We start from the raw sequence: 19,866 nt of genomic DNA, 5'->3' as shown, positions 1-19,866 counted from the left end.
GTGTCGCCGGAGACGTCGCCCCTTCGATGAGAGGACTCCCTTGACCGACCTGAACGGCGCCCGGATCGCGATCACGGGAGGCACCGGCTCCTTCGGAAAGACCATGGTCAAGGCCCTGCTGGCCGAGGGCGTGGAGCAGATCAACATCTTCAGCCGGGACGAGGCCAAGCAGGACGAGATGCGTCACCACCTGGGTGACCAGCGCCTGCGCTTCTTCATCGGCGACGTCCGCGACCGCGAGAGCGTGGCCAACGCCTTCGTGGGTGTCGACTTCGCATTCCATGCCGCGGCCCTCAAGCAGGTGCCCAGCTGCGAGTTCTTCCCCGACCAGGCGGTCAAGACCAACGTCACCGGCAGCCACAACGTCATCCGCGCCGCCCACGAGGCCGGTGTGCGCTCGCTGGTGTGCCTGTCCACGGACAAGGCCGTCTACCCGGTCAACGCCATGGGCATGAGCAAGGCGCTCATGGAGAAGACCGCCCAGGCCTTCGCCCGCAACAACCCCGACTCCCCCACCACGGTCTCGGTGACGCGCTACGGCAACGTCATGTACTCCCGCGGCTCGGTCATCCCGCTCTTCGTGAAGCAGCTCCGCGAGGGCAAGCCGCTCACCATCACCGAGCCGATGATGACGCGCTTCCTGATGTCCCTGGACGAGTCGGTGGACCTGGTGAAGCACGCCTTCTTCCATGCCGAGCCGGGCGACCTGTTCGTCAAGAAGGCCCCCGCCTGCACGGTGGGCACGCTGGCCCGCGCCGTGGCCGTCGTCTTCGACCGCCCGGACCACGAGATCCGCAAGATCGGCATCCGGCATGGCGAGAAGATGTACGAGACGCTGCTCTCCGGCGAGGAGATGCGCAAGGCCACTGACCAGGGCGACTACTACCGCGTGCCCCTGGACGCTCGCCAGCTGGATTACAGCGTGTACGTGGACGAGGGCGACGACCTGCCGGTGCGCGAGGAGGAGTTCGACTCCAACACCGCCGACCAGATGGACGTCGAGCAGACCGCCGCCCTGGTGCGCGCCCTGCCCGAGGTCCAGGAGATCCTGGCGAACGGAGGCATCTGATGCGCATCGTCCTCACCGGAGCCCGCGGCTTCATGGGCTGGCACACCCGCCTGCGGCTGCACGCCCTGACCGACCACGAGGTGGTGCCCGTGGGTCGCGAGGAGTGGGCCGATCTGGCGGGCCTCGTCCGCGGCGCCGACGCCGTCATCCACATCGCGGGGGTGAACCGCGCCCGCGACGAGGAGGGCGGCCTCTCCGCCGACGAGCAGGTCAACCAAGGCAACGTGCAGCTGGCCCAGGACCTGGCCGCGGCCGTCACCGCCGCCCGCAAGCCGGTGCGTGTGGTGTACGCCAACTCCATCCAGGCCGGCAATGGCACCCCCTACGGCGCCGGCAAGCAGGAGGCCGGGCAGGTGCTGCGCGAGGCCGTGGAGGCCGCCGGCGGGCACCTCACCGAGGTGATGCTGCCGAACCTGTTCGGCGAGCACTGCACGCCCTACTACAACTCCTTCACCGCGACCTTCATCGACAAGGTCGTCAACGGTGAGGAGCCCACCATCAACGACAACCCTGTCAACCTGCTGCATGCCCAGCGCGCCGCCCAGGTGCTGCTCGACGGCCTGGAGACCGGGGAGACGGTGCTGGAGCCCCGTGGCGAGGACGTCTCGGTGCAGCAGGTCTGGGACCTGCTCGTGGAGTTCCACGAGTCCTACGTGGGCCGGGGCGAGATCCCCGACCTGTCGACGCCCTTCCGGATCGACCTGTTCAACTCCTACCGGGCCGCGCTCTTCCCCCAGCACTACCCGGTGGCTCTCACCCCGCACGCCGACGACCGCGGCTTCTTCGTGGAGACCGTCCGGTGCGCCGGTGGACAGGGACAGTCGTCCATCTCCACGACCGTTCCGGGCATCACCCGCGGTGAGCACTACCACCTGGCCAAGATCGAGCGGTTCGCCGTGGTGCAGGGCACCGCCCGCATGAGCCTGCGCAAGATGTTCACCGACGAGGTGATCGACTTCCACGTGACCGGCGAGCAGACCGCGGCGGTGGACATGCCCGTGGGCTGGGTGCACAACATCACCAACACCGGTGACGACACGCTGCTCACCCAGTTCTGGGTGCACGAGTTCTTCGACCCGCAGAACCCCGACACCTTCCCCGAGCCGGTGCGACCGGCCGCCGATGCCGAGGAGACCACCCGATGAAGGTCATGACCGTCGTGGGCACGCGCCCCGAGCTGATCCGCCTGGCCCGCGTGATCCACCGGCTGGACACCACTGCTGGAGTGGAGCACGTGCTGGTGCACACCGGCCAGAACTACGACTACTCGCTCAACGAGGTGTTCTTCGAGGACCTCGGCATCCGCAAGCCGGACCACATGCTCGGCGTCGACACCTCCTCCCTCGGTGCGGTGCTGGGCGGCACGCTCATCGCCACCGAGCAGGTGATGCGTTCCGAGCAGCCCGACGCCGTGCTGGTGCTGGGTGACACGAACTCCTGCATCGCCGCCCTCATGGCGCGTCGGCTCCGGATCCCGACCTACCACATGGAGGCCGGCAACCGCTGCTTCGACCTGAACGTGCCGGAGGAGACCAACCGGCGCATGGTCGACCACGTGTCGGACTTCAACCTCGTCTACACCGAGCACGCCCGCCGCAACCTGCTCTCCGAGGGCCTGCACCCGCGCCGGATCCTCAAGACGGGCTCCCCCATGCGGGAGGTTCTCAATGCCTACCGCGAGCAGATCGACGCCTCGGAGGTACTGGCCGACAAGGGCCTGGAGGAGGGCAAGTACTTCCTGGTGAGCGCCCACCGCGAGGAGAACGTGGACCGCCCCGAGCGCCTGCAGCAGCTGCTGGACTGCCTCACGGCGGTGCACGCCCACTTCGGTCTGCCGGTGTTCGTGTCCACCCATCCGCGCACCCGCAAGCGGCTCGAGGCCCTGCCCGGGTGGACCGAGCCGGAAGGAATCACCTTCAGCGAGCCGCTGGGCTTCCACGACTACAACAAGCTCCAGCTCTCGGCTGCCTGCGTGCTCTCGGACTCCGGCACCATCGCCGAGGAGAGCTCGCTGCTCGGCTTCCCCGCCGTCACGCTGCGTGACTCCATCGAGCGCCCCGAGGCCCTGGACACCGGCGGCATCATGATGACGGGCCTCCACGCCGAGGACTGCGTCGCGGCCGTGCAGGTGGCCATGGACTCGGGGTACACGCGTGAGGGCGTCTCGCACCTCACGCCGGAGGACTACCTCATCGACAACACCAGCGAGCGCACGGTGAAGTTCATCCTCTCCACGGCCCACCGCCACCACCAGTGGGCGGGGATCCGGGTGGGTGCATGACGGCCGTCGTTCCCGCACCGGCGTCGTTGCACACCGGCGCGTCCGCCGCCTTCCACGGGGCAGGCGAGGACGTCGCCACCCGACCGCTGACCAAGCTGCAGCGCCTTGTCCTGTGGGTGCTGCCCACGTTCATGGCCCTCGGGCCCTGGGCGTCCCCCACCCCTGGCGCCGAGGGAGGGGTGACCGCGTTCCGAGTGCTGCTGGTGCTCACCGCCATCCCTGCCCTCGCAAGCGTCACCCAGAACTGGCGCTCGATGCCCACCGCGGTCCGACGTGCGATCTGGGCCACGGTCACGCTCCTCGTGTGGGGCCTCGTCTCGCTGACGTGGTCCGCGGACATGGCCTTCGGTCTCCGCATCGAGGTGAGCCTCCTGATCGGACTGACCGGTGTCCTGGTCATGCTCGGCTTCTCGCAGGGAACGGACGAGGGCGTGGGCGCGCTGCGATGGGGCTACCTTCTCGCGCTCCTGGTGACGGGTGGCATCGCGCTGTGGGAATTCCGAACAGGCCAGCACCTCAGCGACGTGACGGCCGAGCAGGGGCCGTACGTGTTCAGTAAGACGGCAGTGTCCGCGAGCTTGGGCAATCCCAACAACTTCGGTGCCTTCCTCCTGTCGACTCTCGGCCCGCTCCTGGTGCTGATGTCGCGTTCGAAGCACCTCCTCAAGCTTGGCCTGACCCTGACGATGTTGGGCCTTCTCAGCTTCCTCACCGTCCAGACCGAGAGCCGCGCAGCCGTCGGCGGCCTGCTGGCGATGCTGGTCATCGCCATGCTCCTGCTGGCCTTCATCAATCTCGGTTACCTGCTCATGGGACTCATGGCCGGCGCCATGGCCTACTTCACCGTCATCACCTTCCTCGGTCCGCAGGTGCAGGGCGTCCTCGACCGTCTCACCGACACGGGGCAGGACAAGGCGGACCAGTTGCGCCTCGACCTCACCCATGACGCGATCCAGCAGTTCTCCGCAACCGGTGGGCTGGGCACCGGAATGGGCGCGTTCCAGGCGGTACTGGAGAACACTCCCGATCGTCTGGCCCGGACGATCGTCCCCGCCCACAACACCTTGGCGCAGGTGGCGGCCGAGAACGGGGTCGTGGGGCTGGCGGCCTTCCTCGGCGTGCTCGTCGCCTGCATCTCCGTGGTGTTCACCCGTGGTGGCGGCGCAGTGGCCCTGTCCAACCGGTTCGAGATCGTCCTGGTCATAATCGCGGTGGGCGTCTCCATGATCGTGGCCAGCTACATGCTCAACCACGCCGAGCTCTGGGTGAACATCGGCTACATGCTGTGCCTGGTGTGGAACGTGCACCGGCACCGCGACAACACCGGTTCCCGTCTCGCTGAGAGGACCACGGCATGAGCCCCGAACCGCTTCTGAGCATCCTCACCCCCGCCTACAACGAGGAGCCCTATCTCGAGGGCATGGTGCGGAGCCTGCAGCAGCAGGACGACCCCCGGTGGGAGCTCCTGCTGGTGGACGACGGCTCCACGGACGGCACGGCTGCCGAGATGCACCGGCTGGCCGCCGCGGAGGACCGGGTACGGGTGGTGAGCACCGGCACCAAGCTGCGGAAGGTGCCTGCCTTCAACAGGGCGTTCGCCGCCTCCCGAGGGACCCACGTGTGCCACGTGGGGGCCGACGACGTCGTGCCCCCCACCTCGGTGGCTGCGCGGCTCACGAGCATCCCGGCCCACGGTGAGCGCGTGAGCTTCGGCAAGTTCCGCACCATGGACGTCGACGGGTCCTTCACCAGCGGCCCGCTGCCCCGGGGGGACCACGGCAGTCGGTCCAGTGCGGGGACGACTATGACCCGGGAGCTGGCCCAGCGCCTCTTCCCCATCCCCGAGCACCTGGTGGCAGAGGACCTCTGGCTCGGCCACGGGGCCGCGGCCCTCGCCGAGGAGGTGGTCACCCTGCCGGAGGTGATCTACCACTACCGGCTGCACGCAGGGAACTCGAACCCTCGTTCCCGACCGTTCCCGGAGATGAACGAGAAGATGTTCGCCCGCGGGCGCGCCTTCGAGGCCCTGCTGACCGACCCCCGGATCGACCTGCCGGCCCACGAGCGCGACGCACTGGAGGTCGAGTGGGCAGCTGCCCAGTACCGCTACCGGGGCGACCTGCTGGGCATCGTCCGCGACCCGCGGATCGGCCCCGTCGACACGCTTGCCAACCTGTCCATGGCGCACCCGCTGCTGTGGCGCCTGCGCCAGCGGTTCCAGCACCTGCTCACCGGATGGAGGGGCCGCTGATGCGCATCCTGGTTCTGACCAACATCTTTCCCACCGACCGCCGTCCCATGGGCGGTTCCTACGTCATGGAACGCGTGGACGCCCACCGCCGCGCGGGACACGAGGTGGAGATGCTTGCGCTGCGCATGCGGCCCGACCCTCTCCTGCGGACCTTCTTCCGCCGAACGGGCCGCGACGACGAGTCCGGCCCCGTGCCGGGCATGACCCCCGTGGACTACCGCATGTCCAGTCTGATGTTCGCCCGCAACAAGTGGGGTCCGAGCTCGCTGCCGCTCGCCGAGCGCGTGGCTCGCCAGGTAGAGCGCACGGTGGACGTCTCGAGCTTCGACGTGATCCACGCCCACGGCATGTACCGGCCCCCGGCCGGTCTGGTGGCCGACATCCTCTCGACCCGCCACGGCGTGCCCTTCGTGGTGACGGCCCACGGCACGGACATCAACGTGGCGATGGTGCAGCGCCCGCAGGAGTTCACCGGCGTCTTCGAACGTGCACGAGCCGTGATGTACGTGAGCCCGCCGCTGATGGAGCGCGCGCTGGAGCTGGGCGCCCCGCAGCACAACGCCGTCCACGTGCCCAACGGCGTGGACCTGGAGATCTTCTCCGCGGGCGAGGGCGACCGTGCGCCGGAGGTGCTCTACGTGGGCAACCTGGCGCCGGTCAAGGGCGCCGATCGACTGGGCGACATCCTCTCCGGCGTACGCAGGTCGCACCCGGAGGCCTCGATGACGGTCATCGGCGTGGGGCCACTGGACCACTCGGTGCGTTCCGCCTTGGAGGGGACCGGAGCGGTCTTCCTCGGGCAGCAGCCGCGGGCCGAGGTGGCCGCCGCCATGCGGCGTGCGCGGGTCCTGCTCATCCCCAGCCGCTCCGAGGGGTGGCCGTGCGTGATCTTGGAGGCGCAGGCCTCGGGCACGGCCGTGGTGGCCACCGACGTGGGAGGCATCCGCGGCGCGGTGGGCGAGGGCGGCACCGTGGTGCCCCACGACGACCAGGTGGTGGAATCGCTCACCACCGCGGTGGACCAGTGGCTGGAGCACCCTGCCGACCCCGTGGCCCTGCGCGAGCGCGCCTCGCGGTTCAGTTGGGACGAGATCGCCCGGCAGGAGCGGGAGGCCATGGAATGACGTCGGTCGCCCTGCGCCGGGTGGACATCGACCGCCCGGAGACGGGCGGCCCGCGTGCCCGCACGATCTACTCGACGGGCTCCTTGGCCATCCAGGGCATCGTCCGTCTGGCCATCTCCGTCATCGTCGGACGCCTGGCTGGCCCGGAGGCCCTGGGTCAGGTCATGACCGGCCTCTCGGTGGCCTCGCTCCTCTCGCTGCTCTGGCCGAGCGCCACGGGCGCGGCGGCGAGCCGCTTCGTGGCCGCCGGCCAGGAGATCGGCGACGCCGAGGAGCTGCGCCGCGTGACCGGTCATCTGAGCCGGCGCACGCTCGTGGCCAGCCTGGCCCTAGCCCCGGCGGCGGTCCTCTACTGGGCGTTGACGCACCACGACCTCCTCGGGGCAGCGGTCCTCGGGCTGCTCACCCTCGGGCTCGGCGGGTACGCCTATGCACGCGGCGTGCACACCGGCGCGCGACAGGTGCGGCGCCTGGTCATCCTGGACCTGGCCGGCAGCCTGCTGGGCTTGGCGGGCACGGTTGCCCTCGCGGCTACCGGTGTGCATTCCGTCGCCGTCCTGGCCCCCCTGGCCGTGGCCTACCTCGCCATCACGGCCACAAGCTGGCCGCCTGCGCGTTCGGGCGCGCCGGGGAACGCCTCGGAGATGGACCACTTCGTCCGCTGGAGCACCCTGGGAACCGTCGCCAGCGCCGGCCTCATGCAGATGGTGATGGTGGTGGCCGCCCACAAGCTGGACGGGCCCACCACCGGCGCCTTCGCCGCAGCGCTCAACCTCATCTCGCCAGCTGCCCTCCTCGCCAACTCCTTCGCGCTAGTGCTCACGCCCGACATCGCCGCGGCATTCGGGCGCGGGGACAAGCGAGGCGCGGTCGAGACGGTGAGGCGATCGACGGAGGCTCTCGTCGCGGTGATGGTCGTCATCTTCGGGTCAGCGGTGCTGCTGGCACCGTGGATCGTCCTGATCCTGTGGGGAAGCGCCTTCCACACCGCTTCCTCGATCTTCGCTCTGCTGTCGATCGGACCCCTCGCCCGCGCGGTTGCCGTTCCTGCCGTCTCCTCGCTGAGCAGCCGGGATCGCAAGGGAGTGGAACACGCGGCCACGTCAACGATCGCAGGGCTCGTGCTGGCCTTGGCCATCTGGTGGGTTGCTCCGCTCCAGGGGTGGATGGTGGTGGCCCTCGGCTTCTCGCTCGCCATGGTCCTCACTGCGGCTCAGAACGTTGTCCGGGCTTGGCGGCTGGACGCTCACCGGTGGGGAGCCACGTGGGTACGACTTCTTCTCGGCGTCGTGGCCGTGGGAACAGCGACCGCTGTTCGGGACGAGCAGGACTGGCCCTTGGCCATGACGCTCCTGGTCACGGCCGTGATGGTCGGCCTGTGGGTGGTCGCCCACCGTAAGGTCCTGACACCGCTCCTGCGGCGCTAGGGATCTAGGTCAGCCCTCTCGACGTGACGCCCTGAACTCCTGCGCCCCGGCGCGTGCGAGCCGCAGGCCCTTGCCGGCGAAGTCCTTGGCCATGCCCCACAGGTTGCCGTCGTTGCGGCGGTGCACCACGTGGAGGTACCTCGGTACACCCCGGTAGAAGAGGTCGATGAAGTCGCGCGTGCTGCGGGGGTGGCGCAGGCGCAGCCACCAGACGGCCTCGGCGTCGCGACGGGCGAAGGCCGCCCAGAGACGCCGCACCTCCTCGGTGGGGTAGTGGGCGAACTCCTCGAACCGGACGCCCAGCGCCGGCGCAGCCCCGAGCTGGTGCACTAGGTCCACCAGCTGCGAGCGCTCGACATCGTCCAGACCACTCCAGGCGGTGTCCGCCTCCAACCACTTCACGCTCGCCTCGGGGCTACGGGCCGCATGCAACCCGATGATCAGGGCGTGCGGCACGCGGTCGAGGGTGGAGCAGGGCACCCCGGCCATGTCGATCGCGATGCGGTCCCGCCAGAGGATGTCGAAAGCCTCCCCTGCATCACGCTCGATGCCGGGGAACTTGTGGTGCACGTCGACGCTCGCCGACCACTCGGGCGAGATCACGTCCACGGAGTGGCCTGAGGTGGGAACCGCCTCCCCCTGCGTGATGAAGCCGGCCCTTTCCAGCGCCCGCAGATACGGCAGCCAATCGGCGGGGTGGACCAGCACGTCCACGTCGGAGGACTCACGCCTCAGGCCCAGGACGTGGGCAGCAGCGGGTCCTTTCACGTGCAGCACTCTGATGCCGGCTGCGTCGGCCACCCATTGAGCCGCTGCGGAGGTCAATTGCACCCACGCTGGGGGGTCGACTCCTCTGGGCGCCACCTACCGGTCCTCTCCTTTGTCCTCTCCAGACCCTAACCCAGAAACCGCATACCGCTGGCGTCAGCCCCGGCTGTACCCCGCGGGATTGGTCGACTGCCAGCGCCACGAATCGGCCACCATGGCAGCAAGGTCTCGCTCGGCCCGCCACCCCAGCTCTCGAGCGGCCTTGTCCACCCCCGCATAGGCTTCGGCGAGGTCGCCGGGACGCCGCGGACCCACCATCACGGGGATCTCGTGACCCGTCTCGTCACGGAACGCCTGGACCATCTGCATCACCGAGACGCCACTGCCGGTGCCGAGGTTCCAGACGTCCACCGGCTCCTGCATGCGCTCCATGTGTTCCAGGGCTGCGAGGTGGCCGCTGGCCAGGTCCTCCACGTGGATGTAGTCGCGCACACCCGTGCCGTCCACGGTGTCGTAGTCGTCCCCGTGCACGGTGAGGCGCTCCCGCCGCCCGACCGCCACCTGCGCGATGTACGGCACCAGGTTGTTGGGGATCCCCCGGGGATCCTCACCGATGAGCCCGGACTCGTGGGCCCCCACGGGGTTGAAGTAGCGCAGCAGCGCGATGCGCCACGCGGGGTCGGCAGCAGCGACGTCACGCAGCACCTGCTCGATGAACACCTTCGTCCAGCCGTACGGGTTGGTGGCGCTGGTCGGCAGCTCCTCGGTGAGCGGCGACCGGCCCTCCGGCCCGTACACGGTGGCCGAGGACGAGAACACGAGCCTGCGGCACCCGGCCTCGGCCATGGCGTCCAGGAGGTTGAGCGTGGCCTCGAGGTTGTTGCGGTAGTAGCGCAGGGGCTGCTCCACGCTCTCGCCCACGGCCTTGAAGCCGGCGAAGTGGATCACGGCGTCGAAGCCCCGCTGCATCACCTCCGCTGCGCGCCCGGCGTCCAGGAGGTCCACCTCGTGCAACACGAGCCTCTGACCGGCGATCTGCTCCATGCGGCGCACCGCCTCGGGCGAGGAGTTGCTGAAGTTGTCGAGCAACTCCACCTCGTGCCCGGCGGACAGCAGGGCGAGCACGGTGTGCGAGCCGATGTATCCGGCGCCGCCGGTGACGAGAATGCGCATGCTGGGAGCCTAACGCCCGACCCCCAGATCACCCATTTTGCCCAGTGAGGACGGGGGGGCGGTTCAGGGACCAGCGAAACAACGGCGTTCGGGCGAAGGGAACGAGCAGCAGCGGCACGAGGTAGCCAACCACCGCCAGGAGGGGGAGGGCCACCCACCACGAGGAGACCCCGAGGTCACGCAGGAACAGCCAGGTGAAGCCGATGGCCGGGTAGTGAGCCAGGTACCACACGATGGAGTTCCGACCCACGACCTGGAGCCACTCCGGCCAACTGATCCGAGGCGCGACCCAGAGGAGCAGGAGCACCCCCGCGACGGACAACAGATAGGCAGGGACGCTGCGCGACAGGCGAGCCTCGGGCGTTAGGACGACCCACACGGACCACGCCACGACGACCAGTCCCAGCACAACGGGGGCTGCCCCCGTGACCTCCTGCCACCGGGGCAGCCAGAACCGGGCTGCGGCGCCCAGGAAGAAGAAACTGCTCCACCAGCAGAACCGAAGCACCATCTCTCCCCCGGGGACTCCGTCGAGCCCGAAGGCCACGCCGAGAATCGCGACCACTGCCAGGACGATCGGGAAGACCCACAGGGGAACCTTCCGCGTCAGGAGTCCCAGCACGTAGCACCCGGCGAGGATCGTCAGGAACCAGAGGTGGTGGTAGCCGAGTACCCAGGTACGGGGGCTCAGGAGCGCAGTCACCTCACGCAAGGCGACGGTGGTGATCACCGTCCACACGACCCAGGGCCAGACGATGCCTTCGACCTTTCCCGTGAGATACCGCCTCACTCCCTTCCTCAGGGACTGTTCGAGCAACATCCCCGACAGAAAGAGCAGGGTGGGCATCCGGTAGGGCTGGAGCGCGAACTGCGTCCGTTCGAGCCACTCGGGTGGGGCGTCTCCCAACAACGTCGGGAGGACAGGTACGTGGAGGAGCACCACCAGAAGCACCGCCACACCCCGCAGAGCATCCATCCAGTGGATCCGCGCTGAAGCCTTGCGCGGAGGCTAACACCGGGAAAAGCCCCCTCGGCCCGTCCTGATGCCCCGAGCCGTGGCCAGCACCACAGCAGGTACTCGCTTCCCCGCAGGCAACGCTGACGCCCCCGCGTTAGGGTGACAACCAGACCGTCCACGACAGAGGAGAACCTCATGGACCCCATCCGCATGATCGCCCGCCCGATGCTCGGTGGCATCTTCATCGCCTCCGGCATGCAGCACGTGAAGAACCCCTCCTACGGCGCCGAGATCGCCCAGCAGGCGGCCGACGAGGTGCTGGAGCCCATGGGCGTCCAGACCGACGGCGAGGCCCTCATGAAGGTGCACGGTTACGTGTCCGTGGTCGCCGGTGCCGGTCTGGCCCTCGGCGTGGCCCCGCGCCTGTGCGCCCTGGCCCTGGCCGCCGACGTGACCGCGGTGAACCTCTCGGCCAACCGCTTCTGGGAGCAGGACGGCGAGGAGCGTCAGGGCACGCAGATCCAGTTCATGAAGGACCTGGCCATCGCCGGTGGCCTGCTGCTGGCCTCCGTGGACACCGCCGGCAAGCCGGGCCTGGCCTGGCGCGCGCAGAACGCCGCCTCCATCGCCGGTGACCGCGCCGACCACCTGAGCACCGTGGCCGCGCTCAAGAAGGACGTGCTGGCCCTCCAGGCCGAGAACAAGGCCCTGCCGGCCAAGGCCGCCGTCTCCGGGACCGCCGGCAAGGCCGCTGGCAAGACCGCCGGCGTGACCAACCTGCTCGGCGCCCAGGCCAAGGCCGGCTCCAAGGCCGCCAAGGGTGCGGCCGGCCTGTTCGCCGCCAAGAAGAAGAAGGACTCCTTCATCGACCGCGTGGTAAACGCTGTGGAGGACTCCTACGACACCGCCAAGTCCAAGGTCAACGCCTGACCACGGACCAGAACGTGAGCACGCACCCGACGGGGCGCGCGGACCACTCCGGTGGATCCGCGCGCCCCGCGGCGTACCCCGCGCCCCTCGCCCACACCCCGCTGAACGCCACCGTGGCCGTCCCCGGCTCCAAGTCGTGGACCAACCGGTGGCTGGCGCTGGCCTCCGTGGCCACCGGGCCGTGCACGCTGACCGCCCCCTTGGAGGCCCGCGACACCCGGCTGATGGTGCAGGCCCTGCGCGCGTTCGGCCACACGGTCACCGAGCAGACCGACGACGCCGGCACCGCCCGGTGGACCGTGGCGCCCGCCACCCGCTGGCAGGCCCCCGCCGAGCCCGTGGACTGCGGCCTGGCCGGCACCGTGCTGCGCTTCCTCGTGCCGCTGGCCTCCCTGGCCGACGGCCCGGTCACCCTCACCGGCGACGAGCGCCTCGGCCACCGCCCACTGACCCCCCTGCTCGATGCGGTGCGCTCGCTGGGCATGCACGTCACCCCGGGCGCGGGCACCGGCGCCGGTGCCGCGGACGCGTCGGTGCTGCCGCTGCGTCTGGAGGGCGCCCTCACCCCCGCCGACCCCACGGACCCCCGGGTGGAGGTGGACGCCTCGGCCTCCAGCCAGTTCGTCAGCGCCCTGCTGCTGGCCGGCTGCACCGTGCCCGGCGGGCTCACCGTGCACGCCACCGGCGAGGTGCCGAGCCTCCCCCACGTGGAGATGACGCTCGCGGCCCTGCAGCACGTGGGCGTGCGCGCCGAGCAGCGCGACGATCACACCTGGTGGGTGGAGGACCGCCGCCCCGGCCCGTTCGAGGTGACCGTGGAGCCAGACCTCTCCAGCGCTGCGGCCTTCCTGTGCGCTGCCGCCGTGGCCGGAGGCAGCGTCACCGTGCCCGGGTGGCCCACGCAGACCACCCAGGCCGGCGACCACGTGCGTGACCTGCTCACCCGGATGGGGGCCACCTGCACCCTCGACGAGCGCGGCCTCACCGTCACCGGTGGCGAGCTCCACGGCATCGAGGCGGACCTGTCCGCCGCCGGCGAGCTGACCCCCGTCATCGCGGCCACCGCCGCCCTGGCCGACTCCCCCAGCCGCCTGGTCGGCATCGGGCACCTGCGCGGCCACGAGACCGACCGGCTGGCCGCGCTGGCCACGGAGATCAACGCCCTGGGCGGCGAGGTGACCGAGCTGCCCGACGGGCTGGCCATCACGCCGCGCCGACTGCACGGCGGGCTGTTCCACACCTACGCCGACCACCGCCTGGCCATGGCCGGGGCCATCCTCGGCCTGCGCACCGAGGGCGTGGAGGTGGAGGACATCGCCACCACCGGCAAGACCGTGCCCGGCTTCGACCGGCTCTGGGACGCGATGGTGGGCGCCTGATGGCCCGCCGGCTCTCGGACTACAGCGAGGCCGACGTGCGCGTGCGGCCCAACAAGCGCGGCTCGCGCCCCCGCACCAAGCAGCGCCCCGCCCACGCGGACGCCACGCCCGGCCGGGTGCTGGCCGTGGACCGCGGGCGCTTCGACGTGCTCGTGAACGGCGTGCGCGTGCGGGCGATGAAGGCCCGGGAGCTGGGCCGCAAGGGCATCGTGGTGGGCGACGACGTCTCGCTGGTGGGCGACCTCTCCGGCGGCCCGGACGCGCTGGCGCGCATCGTGCGCCGCGAGGCGCGCACCACGCTGCTGCGCCGCACCGCCGACGACACCGACCCGGTGGAGCGCGTGCTGGTGGCCAACGTGGCCCGCATGCTCATCGTGACCGCCGCGGCGGACCCCGAGCCGCGTCCGCGCCTCATCGACCGCTGCCTGGTGGCGGCGTGGGACGCCGGCATCGAGCCCGCGCTGGTGGTGACCAAGGCCGACGTGGCCGACCCCGGCCCGCTCGTGGCCCAGTACGCCGCACTCGATGTGCCCGCCCTGGTGGTGGCACGTCGCGGCGACGACCCGCACGAGGGCCTCGATGCCGTGGGCGAGCTGGTCTCCGGCGGATGGTCAGTGCTCGTGGGCCACTCGGGGGTGGGCAAGTCGACCCTGGTGAACGAGCTGGTGCCCGGCGCCGGGCGCGCCACGGGCGGGGTGAACGACACCACCGGGCGCGGACGGCACACGAGCACCTCCGCGGTGGCCCTGGAGCTGCCCGACGGCGGCTGGGTGGTGGACACCCCCGGCATCCGCAGCTTCGGGCTGGCTCACGTGGACGCCGAGGAGCTCGTGGGATTCTTCCCCGACCTGGCCCCGGGCACCGAGGGCTGCCCGCGCGGGTGCCCCCACGAGGGCGTGGACGACTGCGCGCTGGACGTCTGGGTGGCCGACGGTCACGCCGGCCCCGGCGGGGCGGCCCGTCTTGACTCGTTGCGGAGGTTGCTGGCCGCACGCGGCGGGGAGTGAGAGAGCGGCGAGGGCGGCCCCGGCATCGCGTCAGGGGAGGAGAGGTCAAGCCCACCTGGGCGACAGTGATCCGACAGTAGATTCTTTGGTGGGGGAAACCCTCTCGCGCTACGTTGCCGACGCCGCGTCCTGGACACGGCGTCACACGTACTGACAAGGAGCACCTCCCATGACCACTACCCGCCGCACCGTCCTGCGTGGCGCCGCCTGGAGCGCGCCCGTCGTCGCTGCCACGTCCGCCGCCCCGGCCGTGGCCGCCAGCGAGTGCACGCCCGTCCCCGTCACCGTGGACTGGGAGTCCGCCCACTACACGCGGGTGTCGGACACCTACGGCTTCTACGAGATCCCGCTGTCCGACGGCAGCACCCTGCGCATGGAGGTGAACACCTCCTTCGTGAACATGAACCCCGGCGGGAACCCGCCCACCGACGGCCAGGGCACCTCCAACGACAACCTGAGGCTCAGCCAGTTCGTCATCGGTGGCACCGGTGAGCCCGGCCTCGTGCTGCACCAGAACGACTACGGGTGCGCCCCCGGCGGGTACCAGGACGTGACCTTCACCTTCGACCGGACGATCTCCACGATCGACTTCCAGGTCACCGACATCGACGCCGTGGTCCACGACTTCTGCGACGCCGTCGGCTTCTCTACGAACCTGTCCACCACCCCGAGCAGCACGCTGACCGGCCAGCAGCTCGCCGACGGGCGGTGGTGGTACCAGTCCACCCAGACGGGTGACGCCCCCAACAGCGACGGCACGCACAACGTCCGCGCCCACGGCGAGAAGCTCACCCGATTCACCGTGACCTACGAGAACTGGGACAACGCGGACAACAACACGATGGACCGCGACCAGCGCGTCTTCCTCACCGACTTCGCCATCACGGTGCCGCCGGTCGGCTGCTGACCCGTCGGGCGCGGGGTCAGGGACCCGGCGCCGGCACCACCTGTGTGTGGGGCGTGAGGCCGTCCAGGCCCGCGCCCCACACGGCGTGGTCGCCCACCAGCACCATCACCCAGCGCCCGCCCGACCAGCGCCGCCAGGCCCGCAGCATGGCCGCGGCGTCCACCTCGGCCAGCTCGGCCAGGGTGCGCGTGGTGAACTCCGGCGAGAGGCCGTCGAGCCCGAGCACCGCGGCCTCGTGGGCCACCACCTGGCCGGTCGCGTAGCGCATGGGCGCCGTGAGCAGGGCGAAGTCGCGCGCCGCGGTGGCATCCGCCTCGTCGATGCCGGCATCGACGCTCCGCAGCAGGCGCACCAGCTCGCGGGTCGCCTCGGCAGTGGCCTCGGTGGTGAAGCTGCCCGAGACCATGAACTCGCCCCGCCCCGCCCTCGGACGGAAGGCCGCGCGCATGCCGTAGGTCCACCCCTTCTCCTCGCGGAGGACCTCGTCGAGCAGGGAGGTGGGCGAGGCACCGACGTGCACCGCCAGCGGTGCGTACGGGGCGTACCCACCCTCGGTGTGCCGGGTGGGACCGATCCAGCCGAGCCGTACCTCGGTCTGGGCGGCACCGCGACGCTCCACCACGAGCAACTCCAGCGGCGCCGCATCGCCCGCCGTCTCGGACGCAGCCGGGGCGGGATCGGGCGCGGCCGATCCCGCGGAGCCCCCGTCCGGCACCTGCCCGGCCGGCTCCTGCCAGCCGTCCACCGCATCGCGCCAGGGGTCCACGAGGTGCTCCTGCACCGCGGCGGCCACCTCGGTGGCACCCACCGGTCCGGCCACCACCACCTGCGCACCCGCCGGGCGCACCCACGCCCGGTGGTGCGCCACCACGTCGGCCTGCGTCACGGCCTGCACGGTCTCGGCCGACCCCGCCCCCGGGCGCCCGGCCCGCGCCTGCGGACCGTGCAGCAGCGCCGCGAACTCGCGGGCCGCCCGCACCGCTGGGGTGTTCATCTCCTGCGCGATGTCGAAGAGCCGCCCCCGCACCTCACGGGCCACCGCCGCCTCGGGGAAGGTGGGCCGCGCCAGCAGATCCGCGGCCAGCGCCAGCCCGTCGGCCACCCGCTCGGGCACCATCTCCAGACCCACCATGAGGCCGTGCTCGGTGGAGCTGATGCCCAGGTCCACCCCGGCCCGCTCGAAGGCGCGGGCCAGCTGGTCGGCCGAGTGGTCCTGCGTGCCCTCCTCGAGGGTTGTCGCCACGATGACGCCGATTCCCTCCAGCGCGCGCGGCTCGGCCGCCCACGGCATCGGCACCGTGATCTCCACGCTCACCACCGGCTGCCCGGGCAGCTCGAAGACGCGCACCTGCTGCGCGCCCTCCAGGGTGTGCACGCTCGAGGCGGGGAACTCCCAGGCCCCCGGCTGCTCCACGGCAGGGGCGGTGCTGCGGTCCACGGCGGTCATCGGGTCTCCTCCTGCGGCTCGAACACCAGCACCTCGAAGGCGCCCGGCTGCCACCACCGCTCGGCGGCGGCCTGCACCTGCTCGGCGGTCACCGAGCGCACGTCGTCCAACCACTCCCACGCCCGGTGGGCCCCGCCGCGCAGGGTGGCGAAGTGACCCAGCACGTCGGCCCGCTGGTCGGCGTGCGCCAGACTGGAGAGCCAGGCACGCTCGGAGTCCGTGGCGACGGTGGCCATGTCGTCGGCCGTGACGCCCTCGCGAGCCACCCGGCCCAACTCCTCCACGACCGCCAGCGCCACCGCCCGCGGGTCGTGCCCCTCGGCCACGTCGGCCACCACGAACCCCGGGGACACACCAGCTGCCGAGCCCATGACGTGACCGGAGACGCCGTGCACGGACTCCTCGCCGCGCAGCAGACGTGCTGCCAGGCGGGAGGAGGCCAGGCCGGCCACCACGTCCATGCCCATGGCCAGCGGCAGGTGGTCGGGGTGCTCCTCCCCCGGCGCACGGAAGGCGACGTGTACGCGTGCCGACGGCACCGCATCGGGCACGGAGGTGAAGCGAGGGCCGTCCCCGGTCAGCGGGTCCAGCGGCGCCTCCGGCGGGGTCCGAGGCGGCTCAGCGGGCGCCCGCCAGTCACCGAACCAGTGCTCCACCCGCTCCAGGGCGTGCTCGGGCTCCACGTCGCCCACCAGCGAGAGCACCGTGGTGTCCGGGCGGTAGTGCCGGGCGTGGAAGGCGTGCGCGTCCTCCAGCGAGGCCGCCATGAGGTCGTCCATGGACCCGATGGTGGGGTGGTGGTACGGGTGCCCGGGCGGGAAGAGCGCGGCCTGCATGCGGTGGAAGGCGCTGCCGTAGGGCTGGTTGTCGTAGCGCTGGCGCTTCTCCTCCACCACCACCGACCGCTGGGTGTCCAGCGTGGACTGGTCGAGTGCCTCGCGCAGCAGCAGGTGGCGGTCGGACTCCAGCCACAGCGCCAGGTCCAGCGCGCCGGAGGGCAGGGTCTCGAAGTAGTTGGTGCGGTCCAGCGCGGTGGTGGCGTTGGCCGAGCCACCCACGGCCATGAGGCGCTCGAAGTGCTCACCGGTGCGCACGTTGGCCGACCCCTGGAACATGAGGTGCTCGAAGAGGTGCGCGAAACCCGTGTGCCCCGGCACCTCGTGGCCGGACCCGACCCTCACCCAGAGGTTGACCGCCACCACCGGGGCCGTCGCGTCGGGCTGCACCACCACGCGCAGGCCGCTGGGCAGGGTGCGTTCCACCAGGGGGAGGTCCACGGGCATGCGCGCCACCCTACGTGGCGTCGGGCACACGACGGCGCTCCCCCCATCACCCGTGGGCGATGGGGGGAGCGTCCGTGGTGCGGCGGCCGGTCAGGCCTGGCGGGTGGGCGCCGGGTGGGAGGTGATCTCCTTGACCTCCGGCGAGGGGGCGCCCAGGGCGTCGGTGACCCAGGCCTTGAGGGAGAGCGCACGGTTGCGCAGACCCGGCAGGTAGGCCAGGTGGATGCCCATCCACATCAGCCACGCGGGGACGCGGGTGAGCTCGACCTTCTTGTCCGCACCCAGGTAGCCGACGGCCTTGCCGCGGGCGATGACCGCGAAGGAGCCCTTGTCGAAGTAGGAGTACGGCTCGGTGGAGTCCAGGCCCACGGTGCGGCGGGCGATGGTCTCACCTGCGTGCTTGCCGGACTGCATGGCGTTCTGGGCGACGCCCGGGGCGCCGTCGAACTTGATCATGTCGCCGACGAAGAAGATCTCCGGGTGGCCCGGGAGGGTGAGGTCGTCCTGCACCACGACGCGGCCGGCGCGGTCGGTCTCGGCACCGGCCTTGTCGGCCACGACCTTGCCGATGCCGGCGCACTGCACGCCCGCGGCCCAGATCTTGGTGTCGGCCTCAATGGTCTCCGGCTTCTGGTCCTTCACCGACAGGGTGATGCCCTCGGCGGTGATGTCAGTGGCCATGGAGTTCAGGCGCACCTCGACGCCGAGGTCCTCCAGCTGGCGCTGCGCGGAGGCGCCCAGCTTCTGGGAGAACGGCGGCATGACCTGGCCCATCCCCTCGACGAGCACGAGGCGGGCCTCACGGGTGTCGATGTGCTGGTAGCGGTCGGCCAGGGTGCGGTTGCAGATCTCGGCGAGCTGGCCGACGAGCTCCAGGCCGGTGGGGCCGGCACCGACGACCACGAAGGTCAGGGCCTTGCGGGCGTCGTCCATGCGGCCCTCGGCGGCGGCCTTCTCGGCGCGGTCGAAGGAGTCGAAGATCAGGGAGCGCAGGTAGAGCGCGTCCTCGACGGTCTTCATGCCGGGGGCGAACTCGGCGAAGTGGTCGTTGCCGAAGTAGGACTGGCCCGCACCGGCGGCGAAGACGACCTCGTCGTAGGCGAAACGCTGCTCGGCGCCGTTCGCGGTGGCGATGACGGCCTTGCCCTCGAGGTCGATGTCGGTGACCTCGGCCTGCACGATGGTGACGTTGTCCTGGCCCTTGAGGACCTCGCCGATGGAGGGGGCCACCTCGTTCTCGGTGATGAGGCCGGTGGCCACCTGGTACAGCATGGGCACGAACAGGAAGGTGTCGGTCTTGCTGACCAGCGTGATGTCGACGTGCGCGTCGGCCAGCGCCTGGGCGGCGGAGATGCCACCGAAGCCGGATCCGACGATCACGACGCGGCGACGGCCGGTCGAGGCCGCCGGGGCGGCGGTGTTCTGGGCGGACTGAACGGACACGTGGAACTCCTCGGGATGCTGAGAGCAGGGGTGAACCGGACGTGGTTCCCCCCTACGGTACCCACTGCCCCGGGTGGTCCGTGCATCCCCACGGCACGGCCGCTCACCCGTGCTGCCCGGCCGCGCCCCGTGCACGACGAAGGGCCCGGAACCAGTGGTTCCGGGCCCTTCGGGCGCTTGCGGTCCGCGAGGACCTCGACGCGTTGGTAGCGGGGGCAGGATTTGAACCTGCGACCTCCGGGTTATGAGCCCGGCGAGCTACCGAACTGCTCCACCCCGCGTCGGCGAAGCAATACTCTAGAGCATCCCCGGGGCAGATGCAAAACGGCCCACTGGCGCGGGATCCGGGGGCGTCCACGCGCCCCGGCCCTCCACCACGGCCGGCACCACCCCGAGGCCCACCACCGCCGTGAGCGCGA

At 70.9% G+C, this 19,866-nt stretch carries 17 protein-coding genes and 1 tRNA gene; 11 read left to right on the top strand and 7 right to left on the bottom strand.

Features of this window, described 5'->3' with window-relative positions; genetic code table 11:
• The first annotated feature begins 40 nt into the window (after positions 1-40).
• From HMPREF3099_RS02935 to HMPREF3099_RS02905, 7 genes are read left to right on the top strand one after another with little or no spacing between them, the layout of a single operon-like run.
• Positions 41-1,069, top strand: coding sequence for an SDR family NAD(P)-dependent oxidoreductase (locus tag HMPREF3099_RS02935; protein WP_083323437.1), 1,029 nt, complete (start codon positions 41-43; stop codon positions 1,067-1,069).
• Complete coding sequence (locus tag HMPREF3099_RS02930; protein WP_070703789.1) at positions 1,069-2,214, top strand: polysaccharide biosynthesis C-terminal domain-containing protein; 1,146 nt, start codon at positions 1,069-1,071, stop codon at positions 2,212-2,214. The genes HMPREF3099_RS02935 and HMPREF3099_RS02930 overlap by 1 nt, the downstream gene beginning before the upstream one ends.
• On the top strand, positions 2,211-3,350 hold the full coding sequence (gene wecB / locus HMPREF3099_RS02925; protein ID WP_070703787.1) for a non-hydrolyzing UDP-N-acetylglucosamine 2-epimerase: 1,140 nt from the start codon (positions 2,211-2,213) through the stop codon (positions 3,348-3,350). Before HMPREF3099_RS02930 ends, wecB begins: the two co-directional genes overlap by 4 nt.
• Positions 3,347-4,708, top strand: a complete 1,362-nt coding sequence (locus tag HMPREF3099_RS02920; RefSeq protein WP_070703786.1) for an O-antigen ligase family protein — start codon at positions 3,347-3,349, stop codon at positions 4,706-4,708. Before wecB ends, HMPREF3099_RS02920 begins: the two co-directional genes overlap by 4 nt.
• Positions 4,705-5,601, top strand: coding sequence for a glycosyltransferase family 2 protein (locus HMPREF3099_RS02915; RefSeq protein ID WP_070703785.1), 897 nt, complete (start codon positions 4,705-4,707; stop codon positions 5,599-5,601). The genes HMPREF3099_RS02920 and HMPREF3099_RS02915 overlap by 4 nt, the downstream gene beginning before the upstream one ends.
• Positions 5,601-6,725, top strand: coding sequence for a glycosyltransferase (locus HMPREF3099_RS02910; RefSeq protein WP_070703783.1), 1,125 nt, complete (start codon positions 5,601-5,603; stop codon positions 6,723-6,725). The genes HMPREF3099_RS02915 and HMPREF3099_RS02910 overlap by 1 nt, the downstream gene beginning before the upstream one ends.
• 20 nt (positions 6,726-6,745) lie before the next feature.
• Positions 6,746-8,152, top strand: a complete 1,407-nt coding sequence (locus tag HMPREF3099_RS02905; protein WP_141761955.1) for a lipopolysaccharide biosynthesis protein — start codon at positions 6,746-6,748, stop codon at positions 8,150-8,152.
• Between the two features lie 9 nt (positions 8,153-8,161).
• Here HMPREF3099_RS02905 and HMPREF3099_RS02900 read toward each other — a convergent pair whose 3' ends face one another.
• The 3 genes from HMPREF3099_RS02900 to HMPREF3099_RS02890 all read right to left on the bottom strand — a co-directional run bounded on the left by HMPREF3099_RS02900 (position 8,162) and on the right by HMPREF3099_RS02890 (position 11,069).
• Positions 8,162-8,953, bottom strand: a complete 792-nt coding sequence (locus HMPREF3099_RS02900) for a nucleotidyltransferase family protein (protein ID WP_256374415.1) — start codon at positions 8,951-8,953, stop codon at positions 8,162-8,164.
• A 123-nt stretch (positions 8,954-9,076) separates the two neighbouring features.
• Complete coding sequence (gene galE, locus HMPREF3099_RS02895; protein ID WP_070703777.1) at positions 9,077-10,093, bottom strand: UDP-glucose 4-epimerase GalE; 1,017 nt, start codon at positions 10,091-10,093, stop codon at positions 9,077-9,079.
• A 28-nt stretch (positions 10,094-10,121) separates the two neighbouring features.
• On the bottom strand, positions 10,122-11,069 hold the full coding sequence (locus HMPREF3099_RS02890) for an acyltransferase family protein (RefSeq protein WP_083323434.1): 948 nt from the start codon (positions 11,067-11,069) through the stop codon (positions 10,122-10,124).
• Between the two features lie 177 nt (positions 11,070-11,246).
• On the opposite strand from HMPREF3099_RS02890, the gene HMPREF3099_RS02885 reads away from it, so the two are divergent.
• From HMPREF3099_RS02885 to HMPREF3099_RS02870, 4 genes are all read left to right on the top strand, one after another.
• The gene (locus HMPREF3099_RS02885; RefSeq protein WP_070703773.1) at positions 11,247-11,981 is read left to right on the top strand and encodes a DoxX family protein; all 735 of its coding nucleotides are present in this window, start codon (positions 11,247-11,249) and stop codon (positions 11,979-11,981) included.
• Positions 11,982-11,995: 14 nt separating this feature from the next.
• A complete protein-coding gene (aroA, locus tag HMPREF3099_RS02880) occupies positions 11,996-13,360 on the top strand; it encodes a 3-phosphoshikimate 1-carboxyvinyltransferase (RefSeq protein WP_070703771.1) in 1,365 nt (454 codons plus the stop codon).
• Complete coding sequence (rsgA, locus tag HMPREF3099_RS02875) at positions 13,360-14,367, top strand: ribosome small subunit-dependent GTPase A (RefSeq protein ID WP_070703769.1); 1,008 nt, start codon at positions 13,360-13,362, stop codon at positions 14,365-14,367. The genes aroA and rsgA overlap by 1 nt, the downstream gene beginning before the upstream one ends.
• A 169-nt stretch (positions 14,368-14,536) precedes the next feature.
• Positions 14,537-15,274, top strand: coding sequence for a hypothetical protein (locus HMPREF3099_RS02870; protein ID WP_070703767.1), 738 nt, complete (start codon positions 14,537-14,539; stop codon positions 15,272-15,274).
• Positions 15,275-15,290: 16 nt separating this feature from the next.
• Here HMPREF3099_RS02870 and HMPREF3099_RS02865 read toward each other — a convergent pair whose 3' ends face one another.
• From HMPREF3099_RS02865 to HMPREF3099_RS02850, 4 genes are all read right to left on the bottom strand, one after another.
• Entirely contained in the window at positions 15,291-16,721 is a 1,431-nt protein-coding gene (locus tag HMPREF3099_RS02865) for a M16 family metallopeptidase (protein ID WP_070703765.1), read from the bottom strand.
• Positions 16,718-18,004 carry a M16 family metallopeptidase gene (locus HMPREF3099_RS02860; protein WP_070703763.1) on the bottom strand — a complete coding sequence of 429 codons (1,287 nt, stop codon included), beginning with the start codon at positions 18,002-18,004 and terminating at the stop codon, positions 16,718-16,720. The genes HMPREF3099_RS02865 and HMPREF3099_RS02860 overlap by 4 nt, the downstream gene beginning before the upstream one ends.
• Positions 18,005-18,094: 90 nt before the next feature.
• Positions 18,095-19,447: an NAD(P)/FAD-dependent oxidoreductase gene (locus HMPREF3099_RS02855; protein ID WP_070703761.1), complete on the bottom strand. Its 1,353-nt coding sequence runs from the start codon at positions 19,445-19,447 to the stop codon at positions 18,095-18,097.
• A gap of 204 nt (positions 19,448-19,651) precedes the next feature.
• Positions 19,652-19,728 (bottom strand) — tRNA-Met (locus HMPREF3099_RS02850).
• Positions 19,729-19,866 lie beyond the last annotated feature (138 nt).

Origin of the sequence: Kytococcus sp. HMSC28H12 (genome assembly GCF_001816045.1) — a bacterium.
GTDB classification, from domain to species: Bacteria; Actinomycetota; Actinomycetes; order Actinomycetales; family Dermatophilaceae; genus Kytococcus; species Kytococcus schroeteri.
The sequence above is the reverse complement of the archived record's forward strand: the minus strand, read 5'-3'. Positions and strand labels throughout refer to the sequence as shown.

Bases quoted from the DNA above. Each gene is read 5' to 3' on its own strand.
- HMPREF3099_RS02860 (WP_070703763.1), bottom strand. From the start codon at position 18,004: ATGCCCGTGGACCTCCCCCTGGTGGAACGCACCCTGCCCAGCGGCCTG.
- HMPREF3099_RS02930 (WP_070703789.1), top strand. From the start codon at position 1,069: ATGCGCATCGTCCTCACCGGAGCCCGCGGCTTCATGGGCTGGCACACC.
- HMPREF3099_RS02885 (WP_070703773.1), top strand. From the start codon at position 11,247: ATGGACCCCATCCGCATGATCGCCCGCCCGATGCTCGGTGGCATCTTC.
- galE (WP_070703777.1), bottom strand. From the start codon at position 10,093: ATGCGCATTCTCGTCACCGGCGGCGCCGGATACATCGGCTCGCACACC.
- rsgA (WP_070703769.1), top strand. From the start codon at position 13,360: ATGGCCCGCCGGCTCTCGGACTACAGCGAGGCCGACGTGCGCGTGCGG.
- wecB (WP_070703787.1), top strand. From the start codon at position 2,211: ATGAAGGTCATGACCGTCGTGGGCACGCGCCCCGAGCTGATCCGCCTG.
- HMPREF3099_RS02910 (WP_070703783.1), top strand. From the start codon at position 5,601: ATGCGCATCCTGGTTCTGACCAACATCTTTCCCACCGACCGCCGTCCC.
- HMPREF3099_RS02915 (WP_070703785.1), top strand. From the start codon at position 4,705: ATGAGCCCCGAACCGCTTCTGAGCATCCTCACCCCCGCCTACAACGAG.
- HMPREF3099_RS02870 (WP_070703767.1), top strand. From the start codon at position 14,537: ATGACCACTACCCGCCGCACCGTCCTGCGTGGCGCCGCCTGGAGCGCG.
- HMPREF3099_RS02920 (WP_070703786.1), top strand. From the start codon at position 3,347: ATGACGGCCGTCGTTCCCGCACCGGCGTCGTTGCACACCGGCGCGTCC.
- HMPREF3099_RS02865 (WP_070703765.1), bottom strand. From the start codon at position 16,721: ATGACCGCCGTGGACCGCAGCACCGCCCCTGCCGTGGAGCAGCCGGGG.
- HMPREF3099_RS02890 (WP_083323434.1), bottom strand. From the start codon at position 11,069: ATGGATGCTCTGCGGGGTGTGGCGGTGCTTCTGGTGGTGCTCCTCCAC.